Annotated in this window: 20 protein-coding genes; 19 read left to right on the top strand and 1 reads right to left on the bottom strand. The window is 33.9% G+C overall.

Features of this window, described 5'->3' with window-relative positions:
• Positions 1-14 precede the first annotated feature (14 nt).
• From OU989_RS21285 to OU989_RS21275, 3 genes are all read left to right on the top strand, one after another.
• Positions 15-257, top strand: a complete 243-nt coding sequence (locus OU989_RS21285) for a hypothetical protein (RefSeq protein ID WP_274794920.1) — start codon at positions 15-17, stop codon at positions 255-257.
• Between the two features lie 200 nt (positions 258-457).
• Complete coding sequence (locus OU989_RS21280; RefSeq protein ID WP_274797395.1) at positions 458-2,860, top strand: sensor histidine kinase; 2,403 nt, start codon at positions 458-460, stop codon at positions 2,858-2,860.
• 32 nt (positions 2,861-2,892) lie between these two features.
• Positions 2,893-4,713, top strand: a complete 1,821-nt coding sequence (locus OU989_RS21275) for a hypothetical protein (protein WP_274794919.1) — start codon at positions 2,893-2,895, stop codon at positions 4,711-4,713.
• A gap of 258 nt (positions 4,714-4,971) precedes the next feature.
• On the opposite strand, the gene OU989_RS21270 is transcribed toward OU989_RS21275, so the two are convergent.
• A complete protein-coding gene (locus tag OU989_RS21270) occupies positions 4,972-6,498 on the bottom strand; it encodes a DNA methyltransferase (RefSeq protein ID WP_404809701.1) in 1,527 nt (508 codons plus the stop codon).
• 553 nt (positions 6,499-7,051) lie between these two features.
• Here OU989_RS21270 and OU989_RS21265 point away from each other — a divergent pair.
• From OU989_RS21265 to OU989_RS21190, 16 genes are all read left to right on the top strand, one after another.
• Positions 7,052-8,650, top strand: coding sequence for an ATP-binding protein (locus OU989_RS21265; protein ID WP_274794918.1), 1,599 nt, complete (start codon positions 7,052-7,054; stop codon positions 8,648-8,650).
• Between the two features lie 132 nt (positions 8,651-8,782).
• The gene (locus tag OU989_RS21260; protein ID WP_274794917.1) at positions 8,783-9,460 is read left to right on the top strand and encodes a response regulator; all 678 of its coding nucleotides are present in this window, start codon (positions 8,783-8,785) and stop codon (positions 9,458-9,460) included.
• Between the two features lie 36 nt (positions 9,461-9,496).
• Positions 9,497-10,456 (top strand): tripartite tricarboxylate transporter substrate binding protein, encoded by a 960-nt coding sequence (locus OU989_RS21255; RefSeq protein WP_274794916.1) that lies wholly within the window; start codon positions 9,497-9,499, stop codon positions 10,454-10,456.
• 371 nt (positions 10,457-10,827) lie between these two features.
• Positions 10,828-12,120, top strand: a complete 1,293-nt coding sequence (locus OU989_RS21250; protein ID WP_274794915.1) for a CitMHS family transporter — start codon at positions 10,828-10,830, stop codon at positions 12,118-12,120.
• Positions 12,121-12,863: 743 nt separating this feature from the next.
• Entirely contained in the window at positions 12,864-13,556 is a 693-nt protein-coding gene (locus OU989_RS21245; protein WP_274794914.1) for a stalk domain-containing protein, read from the top strand.
• A 330-nt stretch (positions 13,557-13,886) separates the two neighbouring features.
• On the top strand, positions 13,887-14,840 hold the full coding sequence (locus OU989_RS21240; RefSeq protein ID WP_312506580.1) for a sugar kinase: 954 nt from the start codon (positions 13,887-13,889) through the stop codon (positions 14,838-14,840).
• Positions 14,841-14,852: 12 nt separating this feature from the next.
• Entirely contained in the window at positions 14,853-15,473 is a 621-nt protein-coding gene (locus OU989_RS21235) for a bifunctional 2-keto-4-hydroxyglutarate aldolase/2-keto-3-deoxy-6-phosphogluconate aldolase (protein WP_274794912.1), read from the top strand.
• 12 nt (positions 15,474-15,485) lie between these two features.
• Positions 15,486-16,550: a mannonate dehydratase gene (gene uxuA, locus OU989_RS21230; RefSeq protein WP_274794911.1), complete on the top strand. Its 1,065-nt coding sequence runs from the start codon at positions 15,486-15,488 to the stop codon at positions 16,548-16,550.
• Between the two features lie 9 nt (positions 16,551-16,559).
• The gene (locus OU989_RS21225) at positions 16,560-17,591 is read left to right on the top strand and encodes a zinc-binding alcohol dehydrogenase family protein (RefSeq protein ID WP_274794910.1); all 1,032 of its coding nucleotides are present in this window, start codon (positions 16,560-16,562) and stop codon (positions 17,589-17,591) included.
• Complete coding sequence (locus tag OU989_RS21220; protein WP_274794909.1) at positions 17,575-18,408, top strand: SDR family oxidoreductase; 834 nt, start codon at positions 17,575-17,577, stop codon at positions 18,406-18,408. Before OU989_RS21225 ends, OU989_RS21220 begins: the two co-directional genes overlap by 17 nt.
• Before the next feature lie 36 nt (positions 18,409-18,444).
• On the top strand, positions 18,445-19,710 hold the full coding sequence (locus tag OU989_RS21215) for an MFS transporter (protein ID WP_274794908.1): 1,266 nt from the start codon (positions 18,445-18,447) through the stop codon (positions 19,708-19,710).
• Between the two features lie 21 nt (positions 19,711-19,731).
• Entirely contained in the window at positions 19,732-21,231 is a 1,500-nt protein-coding gene (locus tag OU989_RS21210; protein WP_274794907.1) for a UxaA family hydrolase, read from the top strand.
• A gap of 13 nt (positions 21,232-21,244) precedes the next feature.
• A complete protein-coding gene (locus OU989_RS21205; protein ID WP_274794906.1) occupies positions 21,245-22,510 on the top strand; it encodes a mannitol dehydrogenase family protein in 1,266 nt (421 codons plus the stop codon).
• Positions 22,498-23,505 carry a zinc-binding alcohol dehydrogenase family protein gene (locus OU989_RS21200; RefSeq protein ID WP_274794904.1) on the top strand — a complete coding sequence of 336 codons (1,008 nt, stop codon included), beginning with the start codon at positions 22,498-22,500 and terminating at the stop codon, positions 23,503-23,505. The genes OU989_RS21205 and OU989_RS21200 overlap by 13 nt, the downstream gene beginning before the upstream one ends.
• A 15-nt stretch (positions 23,506-23,520) precedes the next feature.
• Complete coding sequence (allD, locus tag OU989_RS21195) at positions 23,521-24,519, top strand: ureidoglycolate dehydrogenase (protein ID WP_274794903.1); 999 nt, start codon at positions 23,521-23,523, stop codon at positions 24,517-24,519.
• Between the two features lie 75 nt (positions 24,520-24,594).
• Positions 24,595-25,593 (top strand): LacI family DNA-binding transcriptional regulator, encoded by a 999-nt coding sequence (locus OU989_RS21190; RefSeq protein WP_274794902.1) that lies wholly within the window; start codon positions 24,595-24,597, stop codon positions 25,591-25,593.
• Positions 25,594-25,629 lie beyond the last annotated feature (36 nt).

Below are 25,629 nucleotides of genomic sequence, written 5' to 3'. Positions count from 1 at the left end.
AGCTGTTTAGAAATATGCTATATAAGAAAGATTTACAAAAATTAGTGGTGGAGGCATTGGAAAAAAATAATGGTTCTGCAAGTATAGTACTTGTAGCTAAGTATATATGGGTGAATTATCAAAAAGAGTTGGAGTGTTCCGGAGATTTGTTTTATACATGGCAATATGATATTAGGTGGGCCAAAGAAGAATTAATAAAACACGGTATAATAAAAACAACTAAGCTTTCGAAACGAGGAATTTGGGAGTTAAAATAATTTATATTTTTATGTAATTCACTATTTTAAATAGTGATGATCATTTTAGAAAAAGATGGATTCTATATAAAGAGATAAAATCCTTAGAAATAAAGTAACTTAACAAGGTATTAAAACATTATATTTAAATACATGAAGAGAATATACAATGTTTTGGTGTTATATACCGAAGTGTTGTACATGGGGGAATCATTTTGAATATGAATAATGAGATGATTAATTTAACTGCTGCTGCTAGAGTCATTTATCAACTGGGAGAAGAATTAATATCTGATGAATTTGTAGCTTTAGCAGAGTTAATTAAAAACTCTTACGATGCAGATGCAACAATGGTTAAAGTAAATATCGATACTAGTGCAATTACTCCGCATGGGCAGGGTATTATTTCAATTGAAGATAATGGGAATGGAATGACTTATAAATTACTTACAAAAGTTTTTTTGAGAATATCAACTAACTTTAAAAAAGTTGAAAAATATTCGCCATTCTATAAAAGACGAGTATTAGGTGAAAAAGGATTAGGGAGGTTATCAATACAAAGATTAGGAAACCATATTACGATAATTACATCTCCAAAAATAGATAGGCTAAAAGATATTATTACTGAAGAAGAGCAAAAATTTTATGAGGAATATAATAAATACACTTTGGAAATAGACTGGAACAAAGAATTCCAAGATGGAGAGAAGAATCTATCAGACATTCAAGCACAGTGTAATTATACCTTTGAACCAAGTGCAACTAAAGGGACCAAATTAATTATACAAGGAATTAGGAATTTAGGCTTTTGGGATTTAGATAAAAAAACAGAAACAAGAATTAAAAGTGAAATTTTTGGATTAGTAAGTCCTTTTACACAACAAAATAATCAAAAATTTATTATTAAAATGAAAATAGATAATAAGAGTATATCGAATCAAGTTATTGATGAGGAAATTTTAAGTATTATTAGTGATATAAGTGTAAAAATTAATTTCAATAAATGTGAATTAAATTTAGAAGTGGAATATAAGAAAAAATATTTTGATAGAATTGCAAATAAATTAATCAAAGAGATGAAAACTAATGGATTTGATGTAGAGATATTGAAGGATTATCAAGATAAAATTGATTCAATACAGATAAATTTATTAGATAATGAATACTTGAAATATTATCCTTATTTAAAAAATATTATGTTACAAAAGTTAAATGAAAGTATATTTGCAAACCCAGGAAATTTCACAGGAATGTTATACGTTCTAGAACAATCTGCAAATGCGATAAAGGAGACGTTACCTATATTGGGTAATTACGGGAAACCTTTCTCTACTACTAAAGAGGTAAAATCTGTTTGGGAAGCTGCTAGGGGAGTTTATCTTTTCAGAAATGAATTCCGTATCCTACCATATGGACCTGAAATAGATTGGTTAGATTTTAATAAAAGGGCTACGAGGGAAAAAGCCAATGCATATAAAGAACACACGGTTTCTGGATATATACAATTAGATAGTGTGAGTTCAGAGAATTTAAAGGAACAAACTAATAGATTGGGATTAATAAAAGACGAATACGGTACTAATTTTCTCGTAATAGTAAGAGATATAATAGCTGGAATATTATTTGAAAAAGATAGACTAACACGAGCAAAAATAAAAAGTGAGCCATTTAACGGAGAAGAATCAGAAGTTTACTCACTAGACAAAAATATAATATTTAAAAGAAAAAAGAATATTGCCTCTGAAAAAACAAAGGTATATGAAGAAGTAGAAAAGCAGATTAGTATTATGGCTCATAAAAACGTGGAACCTCAAGAAGTGAGCCTAGTAATAAATAATTTAAATAAAATCAAGAAAATGGAGGAAGAGCAGCAGAAAGAGAGGAAGCAAATTATTTTTGAGTATGAAAAAGAAATTAGAACACTGAAAACGCTTGTTGGGTTAGCTGGTCAGGGAATTATAATAGAAACATTAACTCATGAATTAAACAAAATTAGTAAAAATATCAAGTATAATACTCATGAGGGTAAAAAAGTAATGAATAGTTTGGATATAGATGATTTAACTAAAAATAATATATTGAATTTACAAAATAGTAATTTGCATGAATTAATATTTTTAGATCAACAATTAGAACATTTAGAACCTACTTATAAAAAAAATAGATTAAGCATTCATGAATTAAATTTTAAAAAATTCTTTGAAGATGTTTATATAAGTGATGGTGTAATGTCTAGAAAGGCCAAAGAGAATAATACATCTGTAGTTTTAAGTGGAGATGATTTTTATATTAATAGTAATAAAGGTGTTTTAATAACAATTTTTGATAACTTATTTATTAATTCATTATATTGGTTGGAGAGTTTCACAGAAGATTTTAGAAGTATTTATATTAATCTATATTCATCAGATAGAATTATTGAATTTTATGATTCAGGATACGGTATACATCCGGATATTGTTAATTTGTTATTTGAACCATATCAAAGTATGAAACCAGAGGGACGAGGATTAGGTTTATACATTTGCAGGGAATTATTGAAAGGATTAAAAGGAAAAATTGAATTAGATATGATACACAAAAATAAATATGGTAACTATTACAAAATTATAATTTCATTTTAAATCTAAATATAACATAAAGGAGCAAGTTTTATATGGTTTTACAAGCTGAAGTAGATAATAAAGTACCTTTTATATCAATGTTAAAGAAAAATGGGATAAGTCATGTAGTATCATTTGACGATGAATGGGATTCGAAAGATGAACCACCAAAACAAATTTTAGAGATGGACGCACTAGAATACTTAGAAACTATGGGGGAAAATATAGATATTGAACAAATAGAACCTATCATGCTTGAACATGATATTAACTCAGTTCAAGAGGTTTTAGATTCCCTATTAGAAGATTTAGGTGAATTAAAAAGTATTATTAATAAACATGTAGGTACCAAAAGAGACAAAAAAGAATTGGAAATATTAGAAAATTTATTTAAAGAAATTCAAGAAGAAGATATACAGTTCAGTAAATTTTCAAAGAAATTCGAATGTGATGATGTAAGAAATATTGATGGGAGAATTTTGTTTTTGCTGGATATGAATATGGAGGATTTAGGGGAAGGTAAGGATGTCATAATAGAGACTTTAATTGAAATTAACAAAGTCAGAAGAAATACTTTAGATATTGCAATAGTATATTCACATGAAGTTCTGACGAGCTATAAAGATCACACTTCGAAAATTCAATATTTAGAAGCAAATTTAACAGGATATACTGAAATTCAAAATGAAACTGAAAAATATTTATTAGCTCATCAACTATGGGCAATTCCTAAAGTAAAAAGTCAAGAAGCATTAGTTGAACAATTGAATTCTATTCTTACTAATGCTATTTTGGGTCATACTTTATATAAATATTTAAATAGAAAAGTAAATATCATGTCTACAACTATAATGGAGTTGATAAAATTTTCTGATAACGAATTCGATCTTTTATTAAAGGATGCTCTAATAGAAGGTGAATCACTCTTAAATGTATTACAGAGAATTCAATTTAGTTTACTAAATAAAAATGAATTTAATAGTAAAACTAGTGATACTATCTATATTCAAGCTATAGAAAATTTACTTGATATTTTCAATTCAAAAACCCAAGGAATTATAAATGATTTTAAAGAAATAGATAAGATAGATAAAATTAGAACGCAATCTAGAAAACAAAAATTAGAAGAAGCAAGTTATAAAAATTTATCAGAGTATGGGCTTATTGATTATTCCATAAATACTACCTATGAGGATCTACAAACAGGTGATATTTTTAATTTAAAATTGCATAATGATGAACAACAGTATTATGGAGTTTTAATTACAGCAAATTGTGATATACCTATAAGATTCGGCAAAAAATTTACTGAGGGTACACAAAGAAATGAGGAGTATATGAGTTTATTATTATATACTCCTATAGAAATAGAACAAGCTAAAAAAGATTTAATAAATGACACAGCAAATAAATACATATGGCCGGTGATTGAAAGAGGAAATTCAGATATGTTTATTGCGCTTAAACCTAGCGAAAAAGTTATACATGTACATTCAAATCTATTAGATACTTGTACTTTGAATAAAGAGGGGAAAGCCTGTTTAGACTATAAAAAAGAAGAATTCGAAAAATATAAAAGTTATAATTATATCTTACATTTTGAGAGCGTTTTGAAAGATTGGGTGACGGATATTTTTAATGTTTCTCATTATACTAATAATCCTACCTTGGTAGAAGATATGAATGGTAAATCGAAGCAATATTTAGAATTACTCTCAGGATATAAATATTTAGTTTCATTAGACATTTCTACTAAAGAATTCAAAATGGAAAGAATAGGTAGAATGAGTTCAAATCATAGTCTTAAAATAATTCAAAATTATGCTAATAAAATTAGTCGATTAGGAGTTGAATCAATTCCCTTCACACAATAAGAGTAGAGTTCACGTTATTTTAAAGAACACAAGGAAACTTCATTTTGATAACCACTTTAAGTTAGATGATTGGAGAACTATTAACTGCTATTCGTGTTAAATGCTCAACCCTTAGCGGTCTAATTTTAAAAAGTCCTCTACATAATAAAATAGAATAGACTTGATACAGTTAAGTTTATGAACAACAGTCTTAAAAATGCCGTAATTGTGGCTATCTAGAATTCTGCAAAAAAATAAGAGCCATTTGGCTCTTATTGTTTATACATTTTTTCTAAAGATGAGAATTATTTCATTATTCATCGATTCTACAGGGTTAGCATTAACTCTTGAAATTTTCGTTGGAATCTTTTTATTAATAATTTTTCTGTCGAACTTATGGATAAAGTTAAATTCATTTTCCAATAGCTCTCGAATTATATTGTCAAATGGAACTTCAATATTATGGACTTTCCGATTACCAACAACTAATACCATATAACCATCTCTTTTTAAAAACTTACTTAATTCATTCAAAGTGAGTTTAAAATCAATAATGAATGAGGCTACTTTTCTGGCCTTTTCTATTTGTCCTAAACTGAGTAATAAATTATAGAAATTGTTTAAATGTGCAGAGTCTTCTAATATTCCGGATGTTTCGATGATTTCAACTTTAGCATTTTTACCGCCTAAACTAGCTGTGTCAATGGAATTAAAATTATTTAGCAATGACATATCTAAGGTGCTTTTTTTAATACCATCTTTTATCCAATGTAAAGGGAGTATTGAGAATTGTCCGTATGTAACAGTTGTATGATTATCGCCATATGGAGGTGATGTTACAATCAGGTCGATTTCTCCATCATTGATTTTTAATTTTTGACTTAAACTTTTTGAATCTCCACAAGATAACTTAACTTTTTTATTTTGACTAGAAGAATTACATATTTTTGCTTCTCGAATTTCGTGTATAAAACTTTCATAGTTCATAATATTTTTTGTGAGTTTATCAAAATAAAGCTCAATTACATCAACTTGATAGTTTTCTATTACATCTTCAGGTTTTATGTGTAGTTTGAATGTCGATGATTGAGAGTTCTTTGTTTGAGTAACAATGTCAGCCAAAGTAACTAAGAAAAACTCTTTAACTTCTTGATTGTTTATCTTCATGATTTCTTCTCTTAATTTAGATAAAGAGGATATTATATCTGGCTTAAACCATTTATCAATTTTTTCGAAATAATATTCACTATTAGAAATATCGATGTTTTCAATACGTGTCTCGAGATTTTCTAATTCACGTTTTAAAGTTTTAATAGGAATATACTTTAATTTCGATTTGCACAAATAATATGCTAATGGATTGATATCATTTCCATATACAGTGAGGTTATTTCTCAATCCCTCAATTAAAACTGTTCCAGATCCCATAAACGGATCCAAGATGTTTTTAGCACCAGTAGATTCTACAAGGATTTTGATTAATTCCTGCTGCATCTCAGGAACCATTGTTGCAGGATATCTCATCAAGGTATGAATACCACTTTTTTTAGTTGCCGACTTAAAATCCCAATATTGGTGATTCGAGCTTTTTCTATTTTCTATAGCTTCAATTATTTTGCGGTCAACTGCATTCATGAAAATCACCACCTTTTTTAAATTATATATCAATAAAGAGTAATATTCCAGGTATTTAAAAATCTCGAGAATAATACTCAGGTCTTTATACACTGTATTATTTAGAAAATGATCAAACTTTTTTATAAAAATAATCTCATGTTTTAAATGAAATCCACATATTTTGATCAATCTTTTTTCAAAATACGTGGGTTTCTTCTATTATAAAATCAACGTTTGCAGCGTACTTTTAATCAAACTTTATTTTAAACCAACAGTGAGTTATAACGAATACTGTCACATTATATAATTTTATTTGTCCTATAAACCTTGGTACAGAGTAATTGTTGCTGTATCAAGGTTTATATTTTTTCCTAGATTATTTTTTATAGAGATTAAAAAAGCCTACAATAATTATGAATAATGTTTTCCTCTCAAAAATCCTCTGTCATCTAATGGTATATAAAACCTTCAACTGATTGATTGAAGGTTATTCAACTATTCCTTTGAACTATAGTATAATCAAGAAATTAAGTTTGATTAAAACTAGATTTCTTATGGTATTTAGTAAGTTTTCATATTCAAAATAGCAGTCAGATTACATAGCTTTGTCTTTATATTTCCTAGCAACGACATGAAAAAAGTTTTCGCTTTTTAAATAATTGGAGTGGCATATTTTTAACTATAGTGAGGTGAAAATTAACAGTAATAAATGAAGTACACTAGTCGAAAAGGAAAAAATACATTGAAGAAAAATAAGATTCCATTACAAACAAAAATATTGGGACTAATTAGCACCCTGATCCTTTTTATTGTATGTCTTCTTGCAAGTGTATTTGCTTACTTGCAATATGTTGATGCTAGGACGCAAGTAAAACAATTAGCATTGCAATCGGCTATGACTATTTCTCTCATGCCGGAACTTAAAGAATCCATTGGGAAAAGCGATTTAGAGCTAAGTTTTCGCCCAATTGCTGATCAGGTAATAGATCAGGTAAATGCGGAAAATATTATTATTGAAGATCGGGAGAAGATTATTTATTCGCATAGAAACCCAAGTCAGGTCGGTAAGAAGAGTTTTGACCATACAAATAATCACGGGTTAATATTTGGTGGCTCTAATAATTTTGAAGTGGAACGCGAGAGTGGTTCTGTTTTAATAGGGAAGGTTCCTATCATTTCAGACAATGGAGAGTACACTCGTGTAATTGGAACCGTAGCAGTTGAATACGCGGAAAAAGACATCTATCAAAATATTTACAAGCGTGTTAAGTCTATTCTCATTGCCTCTTTAATTGTTCTAATTTTAGGAATCATTGGTGGTATTTTTTTAACCAAAAGTATTAGAAAAGATACTATGGGCCTGGAACCGCATGAAATCTCGTCATTATATAGGGAAAGAAGCGCCATTTTGTTATCGGTCAAGGAAGGGATCATAGCAATAGATCATAATGGATTCTTAACTTTAATTAATCATTCTGCAAGGTCAATGTTGAACCTTATTGATGATTCCTCGATTGGCCAACATATTAAATTTGTATTACCATCCATTAATATCGACTATGTCCTGCAGAAGGGTAAGCCAATTCATAATGTAGAGATAATAATAAATGATAAAGTATTTATTTTTAACTTTATTCCAATCATTGAAAATGAACAGATTGTGGGTGTGGTTTCTAGTTTCCGAGATAAAACAGAGCTGAAAAAGCTTATTGATACGATCACGGAGGTTCGCGAATATTCAGAGGGACTTCGTGCCCAAACTCATGAGTACGCTAATAAACTTTACTTATTATCAGGGTTAATTCAATTAGAGAGATACCAAGATGCATTTGAATTTATACAAAAGGAGTCAACTAATCATCAGCAACAGAACCGTATACTTTTTAATCAAATTCATGATATAAATGTTCAAGCTATACTATTAGGGAAACTAGGCAAAGCATCGGAAAAGAAAGTTACTTTTGAAATTGATCCAGATAGTTATGTAGACCTCTTACCAAGTCATATTGGAATCACTGATATCGTTACAATCATTGGAAACCTTATTGATAATGCTTTTGATGCAGTAGTCAACCAGGAAGAGCGAAAGGTGATCTTTTCAATTACAGGAATTGGGAATGATATCATTATTGAAGTAGCAGATAACGGAAAGGGGATTGCTGAAGACGTGTTAGATTCTATATTTGATTTACACAGCTCATCTAAAGGTAAAAACAGAGGGTACGGCTTATTTAATGTTAAACAAATTGTAGATTCTTTAGGTGGAACAGTAGAAGTAAATAATGACAAAGAAGGAGGGGCCATTTTCACGGTATTCCTTCCGAAAAAAATTAAGGGATAAAATGAAACTTACTCAGTGAAATTTTCTAGAGCTCCACTGATGTTGAAATTAAGGGTTTACTCCCATCTAAGACGTTAAACGGGTTGGTGTTTATATACCAGCAAAGCGAGATAAAAGAAGGAGAGGAGAAAAATGATTAAGGTTGTCATAGCGGAAGATGATTTTCGAATTGCACAAGTACAAGAACAGTTTTTGCAAAAGGTACCAGATGTAAAGGTCGTTCAGAAGGCACTGAATGCAAAGGAAACAATGGAAATACTAGAGAATTACGAAGTTGATTTGCTTTTTTTAGATATCTATATGCCTGATGATCTTGGAACAAATTTGTTATCAAAGATTCGAGAAAATTATCCTTCAATTGATATTATTATGGTGACTGCTGCAACAGAAAAAATAATGCTTGAAGCGGCTGTGAGATATGGTGTTAGTAATTATTTATTGAAGCCAGTGACCTTGGAGAAGTTTGTTGAAGCAGTTGAAGAATATAAAAAGAAGAAAAGACTACTAAGCCATAGTGATGAGGTGAACCAAGTATTGATTGATCGATATTTTGGGGTAGCTAATCAAACCTCCGTCAATCAAAAAGATTTACCTTCAGGTGTAGATCGTCATACTTTGGACAAAGTGAAAAAAGTAATGAAAGAACTAAAAGGCGGTATTTCCATTGAGGAAATGGGTGAACAAATTGGAGCATCACGTACCACTGCAAGAAGGTATTTAGAGTTTCTCGTTTCAATTGATGTTTGTACGGCAAAACATGAATATGGTGTCGTCGGCAGGCCTGAGAGGAAATATTACTATAAAGGATAACAAGGTTCGATCAATAATATGGACAAGGAATGAACAATGAGAAAAAAAATAATGAGTATTTTCACGCTTATTGTATTACTTTGCTGTGGTTGTTCACAAGATGAGGGGCAAGAAGCTATAACAGATACAGTAACAATCATTGCTCCAAGCTCTATAGGTGGAGGTTGGGACAAAACAGCAAGAGCTATACGGGACATTTTAGTGAATAACAATTTGGTTGACGAAGACATTCATGTACTGAATAAAATAGGTGCTGGTGGAGAGCTAGGATGGAAATATACAAAGCAGCAAAAAGATCATGTGCTGGCAATGAATTCAAGCCTACTCATTACCAATCATTTATTGGGACAAAGTAAGTTAACTTATAAAGATTTTACACCGATTGCCACCCTAGCTACTGAATGGGATGTTGTCATTGTTTCAAAGGATTCAGAAATAAAAAGTGCAAAAAATTTAATGGAGAAGCTGAAAGAAACACCTCAAGCATATAAAATAGGTGTCTCCCCGAGATTAGGCAATGATGATCAGATTTCTTTTGTATTAGCGAGTAAACAGGCAAAAGTAGAACCTGAAAAACTAGATTTTTTTGTATATGAAAATAGCAATCAAGTAGTGGATGCATTATTAAAAAAGCAAATAGATGTTGCAACGATGACTTTATCCGAGGCTAAAAAATATTATGATTTGAATCAGGTGCAACTGCTCGTCATTTCATCAGAGAAACGATTAAAGGAGCTTCCCGAAATTCCTACATGGACAGAAGAAGGAATTGAGTTAGTTTTTAAACATTGGCGCGGCATTATGGGACCGCCTAATATGTCAAAAAGGGAAATCGAATTTTGGGAGATGACATTTGCAAAAATGGTAAGAACTGAAGAATGGAAACAAACTTTAAAGAAATATATGTGGGAAGATTTTTATATGAACAGTAGTGAAACCTCAAAATTTCTTGATGAGGAAAATAAGAAATATGAGAAATTATTAGAAATTTATTAAGAAGAGCTACTTTTTAATATTTTAATGGAAAATTAATGGTTTTTTATTCTTTATTATATTCAGATATGACTTACAAGGTTGACTTATGAGACCTATGTTTTTGCCTTTCTACCATTTCATACATGTGGTAGAGAGATCATGCATAGTCCTAGGTTAGCCTTTTTTGTTTTGTGTTAGGGAAGACATTAGGTGGCGTAAATCTTAAATTTACCGTGAACAAAATGTACGAAATAGATAAAAAGAAATTAATAAACATTAATTTGTAAACGATTACATTTGATCGAAATTATTTTATTATAGGGTAAATATTCGAAAAATTAGTTATTTATCGAATTGGTAAATAATTTAGTAGAGCAATTGGGGGGAGAATTATGCTAGCAATTTTAGGCTTTTTAATGATATTAGTATTTATGATTTTGATTATGACGGGTCGTCTTACAGCAATGATTGCATTAATTGTAGTTACAATTACGTTTGCAGTTATAGGTGGATTCGGAAGTGAAATGGGTCCGATGATGTTGGATGGAATTAAAAGTGTCGCTCCAACAGGGATTATGATTTTATTTGCAATTCTATTCTTTGGTATTTTGATTGATGCTGGTGTATTTGATCCAATCATTAAAACAATTCTAAGGTTAGTAAAAGGTGATCCTGTAAAAATTGCCATTGGAACAGCAGTTTTAGCTCTTTTGATTTCTTTAGATGGTGATGGTACGACAACATACATGATTACTATTTCTGCATTTCTGCCGCTTTATAAAAGAATTGGCATGCGACCAATTGTATTAGCTGGTATTGCCGTTTCAGCTTCAGGTGTTATGAATCTTCTACCTTGGGGGGGACCAACGGCAAGGGTTATGACAGCTTTGAATCTTGAAATGTCAGAGGTTTTTACACCCGTAATTCCTGCAATGATTGGCGGCGCTATCTTTGTTCTGTTTATGGCATTTATGTTCGGAAGAGAAGAAAGAAAGCGAATTGGCGTTATAGAATATGATTTTGAAGCTACAGCTCAGCTTGCTGCAACAGTAGAAGATGACCATTTAAAACGTCCAAAATTAATTGTCTTTAATTATGCTCTAACAATCGTCCTTTTAGTAGCATTAATTATGGAGTTATTACCACCGGTTACATTATTCATGCTTGGTTTTGCGATTGTGATTACTGTAAACTATCCAAAATTAAAAGATCAAAAGGAACGTATTGCGAATTATGCTGACAATGCATTATCTGTTGTTTCAATGGTTTTTGCAGCAGGGATTTTTACAGGAATTCTTTCAGGTACATCAATGGTAGATGCGATGGCAAACTCAGTTATTGATTATATTCCAGATGCTATGGGTTCACATTTTGCTGTTGTTACAGCGATCCTTAGTGCACCATTTACATTCTTTATGTCAAATGATGCCTTTTACTATGGAGTACTGCCGCTACTTGCTAAGGCAGGAGCAGTATATGGCATTGATCCAGCCTTAATCGGTAGGGCTTCCCTTTTGGGGATGCCAGTCCACCTTTTAAGTCCACTTGTTCCATCTACTTATTTATTAGTCGGTATGGTTGGAGAAGATTTCGGCACATTACAACGTATCTTCTTAAAGTGGGCATTCGGCTCTACAATTGTCATGATTATTGTTTGTGTAGTATTAGGAATTTTTCCTCTTTAATGAATTATCGTTACGCAATATCTCTTATCCATAAAAACAGAATCGGCAAATCAATCTGTTTTTATTTGGATAATCAACATAATTAAACATTTCAATCTAAAAACGCCCAGAGTATAATCTGAGCGTTTTTATTACGCTTTAATATGTACAATCAAGCGTCATCCCCACCCATTTAAGATTATTGCATTAGGTTTGAATAGATAATTTTAGAACCGGATATAAATATAAAAAAATTGAAAGGAACTAGTTATGGAATTTTATAAAGAGAAGGAAATCTATTGTTTTAGCTGTCGAAAAAAAACTATATTTACCTGTAAAGATATGCATAACAAAATTGGGGTAGACAGCCATTGTAGCGAATGTTCAGGTATTTGGTTTGAGTGGCAAAATAGAGCAGTTGAAAGAGAAATGGAAAAATGGATTGAATATAATAAAGGGCTCCTTAACTAGTTTTAGGGTGGTTAGAGGTTTTGGGACTATCCAAAATTAATCTATACCGATTGTAGCTTAGTAGAAAATAAAATCATTTACCTCTATTTTTCTTAGTAGTGAAATGATTTTTTTATTAGATTAATTTCCATAATTTATTATTTTTTATATAAAGATGTAACCTTTTAAAATAGTAAAACGTTTAATATAGTAAGCCAAGTAATCAAAAGGTGTTTATATTTTTAAGATAATGTGGGTGGGTTTTCAACTAATTAAGAAATAGTTATGTATAACTTATACAAAGGAGTGTTTTTATGAAAAAGCTATTGATTATAACAAGTTATTTAGGGTTTTTTCTATTAGGAGGTTTGACTTTTACGTACTTCTCAACATCTGAAGCGGCTAGCATTACGAAAAAGATCGAAGTAGTTCAGGATAAGATTAGTTATTATGTAGATAAAGTTGAAAAAGTACCCCCTGAAGGTCAATCTGGATTTATCTATCAAGGCACTACATATGTTCCAATGCGCTTTGTTGCTGAGTCTTTAGGAGAAAAGGTGACATGGGATGGGAAAACTAAATCAGTTTATATTGGTGATGTTCCAAAATTTATCTCTTTAAAAGATGTAAAGCCTATTGGAAGTGAGGAAGACCACTTCTTCCACAATCCAAGCACTGTCGTTATTAGTACAGGAGAGAAGTTTGAACAATCCTATCAGCTTGGTGGTTATCATGGCGGAGGAGCTGTACAAGATCATACCGTTGAATATTTAGCTAACGGAAATTATAAAGGATTCGAAACATATTTGGCGCCAGTTAAAAAGTTAGTAGCTGGTTCTTCAGGTATAGGGTCCTTGAAGATTTATGCGGATAATAAATTGATTTACGATAGTGGCTCAATAAAAGACAAGGTGAAGGTAAATATTAATTTAGAGGGAGCTACAAAAGTGAAATTTGAAATTGTAGGAAGTGGATTAGGTATATTAAATCCTAAATTTGTTCAATAATCGTTACGTTAATAAACAGAGAAGATGACATGTTGTCATCGTCCTAGTATTGGTATCTATTTATTAAATGCTAAGTTACAAAATAAGCGGGTAAAAGTATTTAATATCATTTAGAGTAAGACGTGGATGATGTAAAGCCGTCTTATTAAAAGTGAATTTTTCTCGTAAAAGTTAGATTACTTTCTAACTTTTGCGAGTTTTTTTTATGCATGCCTAGTAAATAGTATTTTATTTCCAACAATCTAAATAGTCGGATTATTGTTGCAACACTAAAAAAATCATGATAATATTAGTAAAACGTTTTACTAAAACGTTTTACTTGTGAAGGGGATGAACATATTGAGAAATAAACGAATTGCAACGATTGGGGATGCAATGGTCGTTTTTAATCCATCTAAGACAGGTCCTCTACGTTTCGTTCCTTCCTTTGAGCGAGCTGTTGGTGGTGCAGAATTAAATTTTGCAATAGGTGTTACACGTTTAGATATGGGAGCAAAATGGATTAGTTGTATTGGAGACGATGAATTTGGCAAGTTAATTTATAACTTTGCGCGTGGTGAAGGAATCGATGTATCACATGTTTTACGAACACCCCATATTCCAACGTCTATCTACTTTAAAGAAATTCGGGAAGACGGGGCAGGTAAATCGTTTTATTACCGTAACCCATCACCTCTACTTGAGTTGACAGAAAATCGTATAGATGAGTCAGTACTTGATGATGTGGATTTATTACATATTAGCGGAGTGTATTTAGCAGTATGTGAACATAACATTCAAGTTGCATTGAAATTAATTGCCTTAGCACAGGCAAAAAGTATTCCTATATCCTTTGATCCAAATTTACGTTTAAAACTATGGTCTATAGAAGATGCCAGAGAGGTTTATGAAAAAGTGTACCCATCTATCAATCTTCTGCTAACAGGACAGGATGAATTTGAACTTTTATTTGAAGGGCGAACAGTTAAGGACGTTCAAGAGAGTTATAAAATAGATGAAATTATTGTAAAAAAAGGTGAGCAAGGTGCAACGGTTTATACAGCCACTGAGCAGTATGATCGAGAGGCTTTTACTATTCGTGCTATTGACACAGTTGGAGCAGGGGATGCATTTGATGCGGCCTATGTCTATAGCTATTTAAATGGTGATGATATCGAAGAACGTCTCCGTTTAGCCAATGGCGCAGGTGCATTGGTAGCAACGATTAAAGGAGATAATGAGGGTCTTCCATCATTGCAAGAGTTAAGACAATTTATCGGCGACGAAAAATTAATTGAACGTTAGGGGTTGTCAGGAGTGCAAAAAATTGAAATTTTGAAAGCGTTGTCAGATGCAAAAGTTGTCGCTGTTATTCGGGGACGTTCACCCGAAGAAGCGACGGAAATTTCAAAAGGTGCCATTACAGGTGGCATTCGAGCAATTGAAATAACGTATACAACACCTTTTGTTGAAGAAACCTTTAAAGCATTACGCGATTGTGATGCAATAATTGGAGCTGGCACAGTATTGGATGTTGAGACTGCACGTCACGCCATATTAAACGGTGCAAAATTTGTGGTTAGTCCTAGCTATAATGCTGCGATTGCGAAGCTTTGTAATCGTTATAGCATACCGTATTTACCAGGGTGTATGACTATTACAGAGATGGTGACAGCCCTTGAGGGTGGTAGTGACATTATAAAATTATTCCCGGGAAATCAATATGAACCAAGCTTTATTAAAACTGTTAAAGGCCCTCTCCCAAATATCACAATTATGCCTACAGGCGGTGTGGGTTTAACTAATATGAATAAATGGTTAGATGCTGGTGCGGTAGCGGTTGGTATTGGAAGTGATTTAAATAAAGCATTTGCAACAGATGGCTATGAAGGTGTTGTAGCTCAAGCAAAAGCTTATATGGAAAATCTATCAAACTAGGAGGTAACAAGTATGAATATGACTTTTAGATGGTATGGTCGTGGCAATGATACAGTGAAACTAGAAGATGTGAAGCAAATACCTAATGTAAAGGGGATTGTTTGGGCACTCCATCACCTACCAGCAGGGGAAGTATGGTCTAAAGAAGCTATTCAAGATGAAGTTGATTATATTCAGTCTTTTGGATTCCATACAGATGTCGTAGAAAGTGTCAATGTCCATGAAGATATTAAACTAGGATTGCCAACACGTGATCAATATATTGAGAACTATAAACAATCTATTCGGAACCTTGGTGAAGTAGGTGTTAAAGTTATTTGCTATAATTTCATGCCAGTATTTGATTGGACACGTACAGACTTATTCCATCCATTAGAAGATGGCTCAACGGCTCTCTACTTCGACAAGGAGAAGGTAATGAATTTAGATCCACAAGAACTGGTGAATGAAGTAAGTGCTTCTTCGGATTTAACCCTTCCAGGATGGGAACCTGAACGATTAGCTCGACTTTCAGAATTATTTGAGCAGTACAAAGAAGTTGATGAAGTTAAACTTTGGGATAACTTAGCTTACTTCTTACAAGCTATTTTACCAGTTGCAGAAGAAGTAGGTATTCAAATGGCGATTCATCCAGATGATCCACCGTATTCAATCTTTGGCTTACCGCGCATTATTACAGGATCAGAAAGCTATGAAAAATTAATTAAAATATCTGATTCAAATGCGAATGGCTTTACGTTTTGCTCAGGTTCAATGGGAGCAGACCCACAAAATGATATGGTAGCAATCGCTGAAAAATACGCACATCGTGCTCCGTTTGCCCATATCCGTAATGTGAAAATCAAGGAAAATGGTAGTTTCTTTGAAACATCGCATTTTACATCGGATGGCTCAATCGATATTAAAAATATTGTCCGTACATTAAATGACCAAAACTATGAAGGCTATGTTCGTCCAGATCATGGTCGTCATATTTGGGGCGAACAATGTCGTCCAGGCTACGGCTTATATGATCGTGCACTTGGCATTATGTATTTAAATGGTCTTTGGGATGCTTATGAAAATCTAAAGAAATAGGTGACATGTATGAAAGCACTACAAGTAATGAAACCTTTTGAAATGGCTTTAATTGATGTAGCAGAACCAGTGATAACAAATTCAACAGACGTGCTTGTACAAACAGCATATGTTGGAATATGTGGCTCAGATATGCATATTTATCATGGTTCGAATCCATTAGCGACATTACCTCGTATACCTGGGCATGAAGTTGTTGGACGTGTATTAGAGGTTGGCCAAGAGGTACAAGGATTAAAAGTGGGTGACAAAGTTGTTGTCGAACCAATTCGTTATTGTGGTGAGTGCTACGCTTGCCGTAAAGGACAACCAAACGTCTGTGAACAGCTTTCTGTTTTTGGTGTTCATGAAGATGGAGGTATGCGTGAGCGTTTTGTAGTTGCAGAAAAGCAATTGCATAAAGTAGCAGATCACACACCTTTTGAAGAGGCTGTCTTAATCGAACCTTACACAATTGGCGCACAAGCCGTATATCGTGGTGAACTACAGAAAGGTGAAACCCTATTAATTCAAGGTGCAGGACCGATTGGCATTTGTATTTTAAAGATGGCTAAATTAATGGATGCTCGTGTAATGATTTCTGATTTGGATCCAGCTAAGCTTTCATACGCAAAAGAACTTGGAGCGGATGAAGTTGTCAATGTAAAGGAACAAGATTTATTAGAGGCTGTTAATCAATGGACAGATGGAGTAGGTGTCAATGTATCTATTGATGCGGTATGTATTCCACTAACATTTAAGCAATCGATCGATGCTGTTTCAGTTGCTGGAAGAGTGGTAGTTCTTAGCTTTGGAGAGGAAGCCATTGAGCTTGCCCCCCTACCAATCACGAAAAAGGAATTATCGATAAAAGGATCACGTTTACAAACATTCCAATTTGAAAACGTAGTGAAGCTTGTTGATGCTGGGAAGCTACAGCAACAAGGTTTAATTACACATACTTTCTCATTACATGAAGCAAAAGAAGCCTTTGAATATATAGAAAAAAACCCAAATGAAGTACGTAAAGTTATTTTAAAAGTAGGTGAGAAAGGTGCATGAAGCATTACAAAATAAAGTTGCCGTTGTAACAGGTGGTAGTGGTGTTCTTTGCTCAGAGATGGCAAGGGAATTGGCTAGGCAAGGTATGCGAGTTGCCATTTTAAATCGTACAGCACAAAAAGGAGAAGCAGTCGTCCAATCGATTAAAGAAAATGGCGGAGAAGCTATTAATTTTACTGTGGATGTTTTAAACAAAGAATCATTAATAGCAGCGAGACAAGCAACTTTACAGCGTTATGGTCAAATTGATGTTCTTATTAACGGAGCGGGTGGCAATCATCCAGATGCTATTACGGCTGATGAAGTATATAAAGAAGAATCAATTACACCCAATTTCTTTGAATTAACGCCAAACGGTTTTGAAAGCGTATTCTCGAATAATTTTACAGGTACGTTTATAGCTTCTCAGGTTTTTGGAGAAGCATTGCTGAAAACGAAGGGGACGATTATTAATATTTCATCCATGAGTTCCTATGCCCCTATGACAAAAGTGCCTGCATATAGCGCGGCAAAAGCAGCGATTAATAACTTTACGCAATGGATGGCTGTGCATTTTGCAGAAGCAGGTCTACGAGTTAATGCCATCGCACCTGGATTTTTTATTACTGAACAAAACCGTAATTTATTGCTGACTGAAGATGGATCACTAACAACCCGTTCAGAAAAAATTATTACAGCTACACCACAAAAACGTTTTGGAAAACCACAAGATTTATTAGGAACATTATTATTTTTAGCTGATGATACATACTCAGCATTTGTCACTGGCGTAACGATTCCTGTTGATGGTGGATTTATGGCTTACTCCGGCGTTTAACAGAGGGGATTTATTTCAAATTTAGGGGTGAATGATATGAAACAACAAGGTATTTTTGGAGATGGCAAAACGGTTGTTATTGTCATGCTATTTTTAGCGGGTGTCATTAACTATTTAGACCGTTCAGCATTATCAATTGCAGCACCATTTATTCAAGAAGATATTCATCTAACGTCAACACAATTAGGGATTATCTTTAGTAGCTTCTCTGTTGGGTATGCCATTTTCAATTTCTTAGGTGGAATGGCTTCCGATAAATTTGGTGCTAAGTTAACGCTATTTGTAGCAATGATTGTATGGTCTTTATTCAGTGGAGCAATGGTATTAGTAGTAGGGTTTGCTTCATTAATTATTGTTCGTATTGTATTTGGTATGGCGGAAGGGCCACTATCCTCAACCATAAATAAAATGGTGAATAACTGGTTCCCAGCGGATAAACGTGCCTCTGTAGTAGGGCTAGCCAATAGTGGTACGCCACTCGGTGGTGCGATCGCTGGTCCAATTGTTGGTTATATAGCATTAGCATATGGCTGGAAGTATTCATTTATTGCGATCATGATCCTTGGATTTGTTTGGGCAATTGTATGGTTTAAAGTAGTAAAAGAAAAGCCGAACAAAGAAGACAGTGTAGAATCAATGGCACAATTAGAAATTGCAGCAGAAGATATCAATCATAGTCGTGGCCTGTCTTATTATTTAAAACAGCCTACAGTATTATTTACAGCCTTCTCATTTTTTGCCTATAACTATATTCTGTTCTTTTTCTTGACTTGGTTCCCAAGCTACTTAGTGGAAGCTCGTGGCATGGCTGTTAAAGATATGAGTATCGTAACAGTTATCCCATGGATTTTAGGATTCCTAGGTTTAGCATTGAGTGGGATTGTATCAGATTTCATTTATAAACGCTTTATGCGTAAGGGTGTTTTATTCTCTCGTAAAGTCGTGCTAGTTACATGCTTATTCTTAGCTGCTGTCTCTATTGGCTGTGCAGGTATTGTAACAACAACAATTAGTGCTGTTGCGCTTGTTGCCACTTCCGTTTTCTTCTTATATTTAACAGGGGCTATTTACTGGGCCATTATTAATGATGTGGTGGAATCTAAGTATGTTGGATCTGTTGGTGGATTTATGCATTTTCTTGCAAACACGGCGGGGATTATTGGACCAACTTTAACAGGTTTCCTAGTAGATAAAACAGGAACGTTCTCTGCTGCTTTCCTACTTGCAGGTGGCTTAGCAGTCATCGCTTCATTAGCAGTTATTAAATTTGTTACACCAATAGTTCATAAAGAAATAGCTTAGAAATAGAAAGGATGGATTCAAATGAACAATCAGTCAGTTATTAAAATCCATCCGATGGACAATATTGTCATAGCCTTGAGTGATCTTCCTCAAGGCTTTTTACTTCCATTGGATGGGATAGAAATAACGTTACAGCAACCAGTACAACGTGGGCATAAGATTGCCATCACAACTCTTTCTAAAGATACACATATCACAAAATATGGTTTTCCAATTGGTCATGCGACAGAAGAAATCCCATTAGGTAGTTGGGTTCATTCACATAATATGAAAACCAATTTATCAGGAGAATTAAGCTATGAATTTAAACCCAAAACACATCCCATAGCAGAGCCTCGTCATGTACAGCGCACGTTTAAGGGCTATCGTAGAACAGATGGTCAGGTTGGCGTGCGGAATGAAATCTGGATTATTAATACGGTTGGTTGTATTAACAAGGTAGCTGAAAATTTGGCGAAGTTAGGCAATCAATTATTAAAGGCTGACAATTTTGATGGTGTACAGCATTTCGCCCATCCATATGGTTGCTCACAACTGGGTGATGATTTAACGTATACACAAAAAATTTTAGCTAATTTGGTTCACCACCCTAATGCAGGGGCGGTCATTGTATTAGGGCTTGGATGTGAGAACAATTATATTGAGTTATTTAAGAAAACAGTCGGGCATTATGACGAACAACGCGTAGCCTTTTTAAATGTTCAAGAGTCAGCAGATGAAATGGAAGAGGGTCAACAATTGCTGGAAAAGGCCTTTGACTATGTGACGACATTTAAAAGACAAGCATTACCTATTTCAGAACTGAAAATTGGTTTGAAATGTGGTGGTAGTGATGGTTTCTCTGGCATTACAGCTAATCCGATGATTGGCCTATTCTCTGACCAATTAATCTCAGCAGGTGGATCAACGGTGTTAACGGAAGTTCCAGAAATGTTTGGTGCTGAACAGATTTTAATGGAACGTGCAAAAGATGCCGCTGTTTTCGAGGATATTGTGCATTTAGTAAATGATTTTAAACAGTATTTTATGAAATATAATCAACCTGTATATGAAAATCCCTCTCCAGGAAACAAAGCGGGTGGAATAACAACATTGGAAGAAAAGTCACTTGGCTGTATTCAAAAAGGTGGATTCCAAGAAATAAAAGAGGTGCTTGATTACGGCGACCGTATGTCAACAAAGGGGCTACATTTACTAAATGGCCCAGGAAATGATCTTGTATCAACAACAGCACTTGCCGCAACAGGCTGCCAAATTGTTCTTTTCTCAACAGGTAGGGGAACACCGTTTGGAGGACCTACACCTACAGTTAAAATTTCAACAAATACTCCACTTTATGAACGCAAAAAAAATTGGATTGACTTTAACGCAGGGCAGTTAGTGGATGGTAAGCCTATGGATGAAGTAGTCGATGGATTTATGGAGTATATATTAGCGTTAGCTTCAGGTGAAGTACAAACGAATAATGAGAAGTATGGTTTCAAAGAAATCGCCATTTTTAAAGATGGCGTGACGATGTAGGAGAGAAAATGACATGAAGCATCCTATTAAAATTATGCAAATAGGTGATGGGAATTTTATTAGAGGCTTTTTTGACCTAGCGGTTGAAAAACTTCAAGTTCCTTGCAGTATCGTTTCCGTTGCAGCGACAGCAAGAGGAAAAACGGTCAAACAACTAGAAGAACAACAGTTGCAATTCACTGTGATGGAACGAGGGTTAAAAAATGGTGAGGTTGTAGAAGAAGAAACCACCGTTAAGGTTATTCAAGATACTATTCATCCATATGTGAACTGGCATTCATTTTTGCAATATGCGCAGTCAGAAACACTTGAAATGATTGTGTCAAATACAACAGAGGCCGGAATTTATTACGAAAATATCCCTTATCCAACTGCCTGTCCAACAAGCTATGCAGCAAAGTTAACAGTCTTCCTAGAACAATATTTCAATCATTTTCAAGGTGAAAAACAACTGGCCATTGTGCCTCTGGAATTAATAGAACAGAATGGTTCTACCCTAAAAATTATTTGCCTACAGCATGCTAAAGACTGGAACCTGCCTACAGCATTTAATGAATGGCTTGCTACTTTAACTTTTTGTAATACACTAGTAGACCGTATTGTAACAGGTTATCCACAAGATTATCACGGTGAAGATGCCCTTTATACAGTTTGTGAACCCTATTTCCTTTTTGTAATTGATCAGAAAGAGCCGTTTAAACATTGGCCAACAAATAATGATTTACCTTTTGTATTTGATGATTTAGACATGTATCGGAAACGCAAAGTTGCCATTTTAAATGGTAGTCATATTTTGCTTTCAGCATTTGGGAAAATTTTTCAATATACAACTGTAAGAGATGCATTTTCTAACACAGGTATTCGAGCATTTATTGAAAAAGTAACAAATGATTTTACCAAACGATTTCAAGTGGATGAACACTATCAGCAAGATGTTTTTGAACGTTTTTTAAATCCATTTATTGAGCATCAGCTATATGATATTCAATTAAATGAGTTATCAAAGTGGCAAACGAGAATTGCACCATACGCCGAAACAGAAATATACTATCAAGCTTTAGCGTTAGGAATCTATGCAATGAATCCAAGACGCTTTTCCATGCGTGAATCGGATCAGATTATTGAAATACTGACTGAAATCCATAACCATTTTGAACAAGGTCAAACAGAGCCAATGCAACAATTTATTGAAGAACATTTCCAGTGTGATGCAACTAAGGTTATTCAGCAATTATCCACAATTCATAGATTATTGGAGGAAATAGCATGCGACAATTGATCATTAATGAACCATTTCAAATGGTGGAACGTGAGGTAGACAAGCCAATTATTAAAAAAAGTCATGATGTTCTATTAAAAATCACACATATTGGCGTGTGTGGGACAGATACACATGCTTTTGCAGGTGAACAGCCATTCTTTAGTTATCCACGAGTGTTAGGCCATGAACTAGCTGCTATCGTGGAGGAAGTCGGTGAAGCAGTTAAGGACATCTACGTAGGAGATCGTGCAACAGTTATTCCATACATTCATTGTGGAGAGTGTGTTGCATGTCGTCGAGGTCAAACAAACTGCTGTAAATCTTTGAAAGTATTAGGTGTACATATGGATGGTGGTATGGGCGAATATATCGTAGTTGATGACAGTATTGTCATTACAGATAATGCTGTATCAGGTGACCAATTAGCCATTGTGGAACCATTAGCTATTGGTGCCCATGCAGTACGTCGTTCGGAACTAACAGAAAATGATACGGTACTTGTTATCGGTGCAGGGCCAATTGGATTAGGAGCAGCACGTTTTGCTAAGTTACGCGGTGCAAAAACAGTATTAATGGATTTGAACGAAGAACGTTTAAAAGAAGGACAGGCATGGTCGGAAGCGGATGGTGTGATTGTTGGTAGCCATGACATAATGGCGCAGTTACATGAAAAATTTAATGGTGAACTTCCTACAGTTGTCTTTGATGCAACAGGTAATCAACAATCAATGGAATCTTCATTCCAATACGTAGAAAATAGCGGCACATTAGTATTTATTGGTTTAATGAAGAAGACCATTACATTTAATGATCCTGAATTTCATTCAAAGGAATTAACGTTAAAGAGTAGTAGAAATGCTACTTTAGAAGATTTTGAGACAGTGATGAACTATATGCAGTCAGGAGCGATAAAGCAAGGCTATGTTACGAAAAATATTGCATTTGACGAAGCGATTTCTTACTTTGAGGCAAAACAATATAACACGAACAAAGCGCAAATTTATTTTAAATAATGGGGAGGACTTTCAATGAATATTTCTGTATCAGCATTAAAAGAATTAGTTGCTCAAAAATTCACAGCTCATGGTGTTGACGCTGAAACTGCGGCGCAAGTAGCAGATGTTTTGATTTATGCAGATTTACGTGGTGTCAGTTCTCATGGCGTTATGCGTGTGGAACATTATATAACACGTTTAAAGGCAGGGGGCATAACGAAAAACCCAAATTTTTCAGTTGAAAAGCGTGGCACAAATCACCTTCTATTTAAGGGGGATAATGGTTTTGGACATGTTATTTGTAAGGAAGCAATGGATGAAACGATTAAAATAGCAAAGGAACATGGCTCATGTACAACGATTATTCAAGAAAGCAGCCATTGTGGGGCACTCGGCTATTTCCTTGAACAGGCTACGAGCGAAAATTTAATTGCTATCATGTGCTCTCAAACCGACTCAGCAGTTGTCCCTTTTGGAGGAAAAGAGCCTTATTTTGGCACGAATCCGATAGCTTACGGTTTTCCAACAGACGATAAACCAATCATTTTGGATATGGCAACAAGTAATGTGGCCCTCGGGAAAATTTTATATGCACGTGAAAAAGGAGAGACAATCCCTAATACATGGGGAGTTGACGTACAAGGGGCGCCAACTACAGATCCTCATCAAGTAAAATCTTTAACACCGTTTGCAGGGGCAAAAGGATATGGTATGGCACTTGTAGTAGATGTTCTCTCCGGAATTTTAGCAAGTGCAGCTTTTGGTCCACATATTTCAAAAATGTATGGTGATTACGAACAAAAGCGTAATCTAGGACAATATTTATATGTATTAGATCCAAATATTTTTGGAGATATTGATCAATTCAAAGCAAATATCTCACAAATGATTAATGAATTACATGATGCTCCAACGGCACCAAATTTTGATCAAGTACTGGTACCAGGCGAAATTGAACAGAAACGAAGTGCGGAAACAATGGAAAAGGGCATTGATTTACCTGAACAAGTGTATAACTATTTGAATAGTTAATTTAACTAGTAAAGTATGCTATGCTACATAATACCAAGGAGAGTTTTCATATTTATAGGTAGGAGATTGATTTTAGTGAAAAAAACAACAATTGCCGATGTTGCGCAATATGCAAATGTTTCAAATAGTACCGTCTCTCAATTTTTAAATAAGCGATATGAATATATGAGTGTAGAGACCCGTAAGAAAATTGAAGAAGCTATTGAAACTTTGCAATATCGTCCAAATTTAATGGCTCGTAGCTTAAAACAGAAATCCACCTTTACGATAGGTATTATAGTAGCGAATATAATCCATGACTTTTCAACAAAAATTATTAATGCATTGGAAGCAGAGTTCGATAAAGAAGGCTTCCATATGATTGTATGTAACTCGGCGGATAACCCTAAAAAAGAGAAAAAGCATATCGAAACCTTACTAGAAAAACAGGTGGATGGCTTAATCGTTTTTCCAACGGGAGAAAATAAAAATCTCTATATAAGACTTCATCAACAAGCAATGCCAATCGTTTTTATTGACCGATTTATTGAGGGAGTAGATATTCCTGCTGTGTTGCTTGATAATTTTTCTGCAATGGATATGGCGGTAGAGACGTTCCAAAAACAACCATTAGCCATTATCACTACTTCTTTAGCCTTACCGATTACTCCTCGTGTAGAACGTTTAGAAGGATTTCGACAAGCGCTCAGAAATAGGAATCTGTTGATTGATGAGCGCTATATAAAAAATGGTGAGCCAGCTGAGATGACAGAGATATTCAATCAATTATTTACATTGGAACAACCACCAAAGGGAATTATTGCGGCAAATGATCGTATTTTTCAGGAATTAATGCTTTATATTAAAAAAAGAAACTTACATGTGCCAAATAATGTACAAGTAATCGCTGTTGATGATGTACCATATGCAAATTTTTTAACACCTTCCATTACAACCTTGAAGCAGCCCATTTTACCAATGGCTCAGAAGGCGGCTTCGTTGCTCCTAGCAAAAATCAAAAAAGAACCACTAGCTGATGAACAAAAATTATATCGCTTTAAACCGATTTTAATTCAGCGAGATTCAACAAACTAAACAAGCAACCCAAAGCTATGCATTTAGCTAGGGTTG

This window comes from Lysinibacillus irui (assembly GCF_028877475.1).
Lineage (GTDB): Bacteria > Bacillota > Bacilli > Bacillales_A > Planococcaceae > Lysinibacillus > Lysinibacillus irui.
Note: the sequence above shows the minus strand (reverse complement) of the source record. Positions and strands in the feature narration are given on the sequence as shown.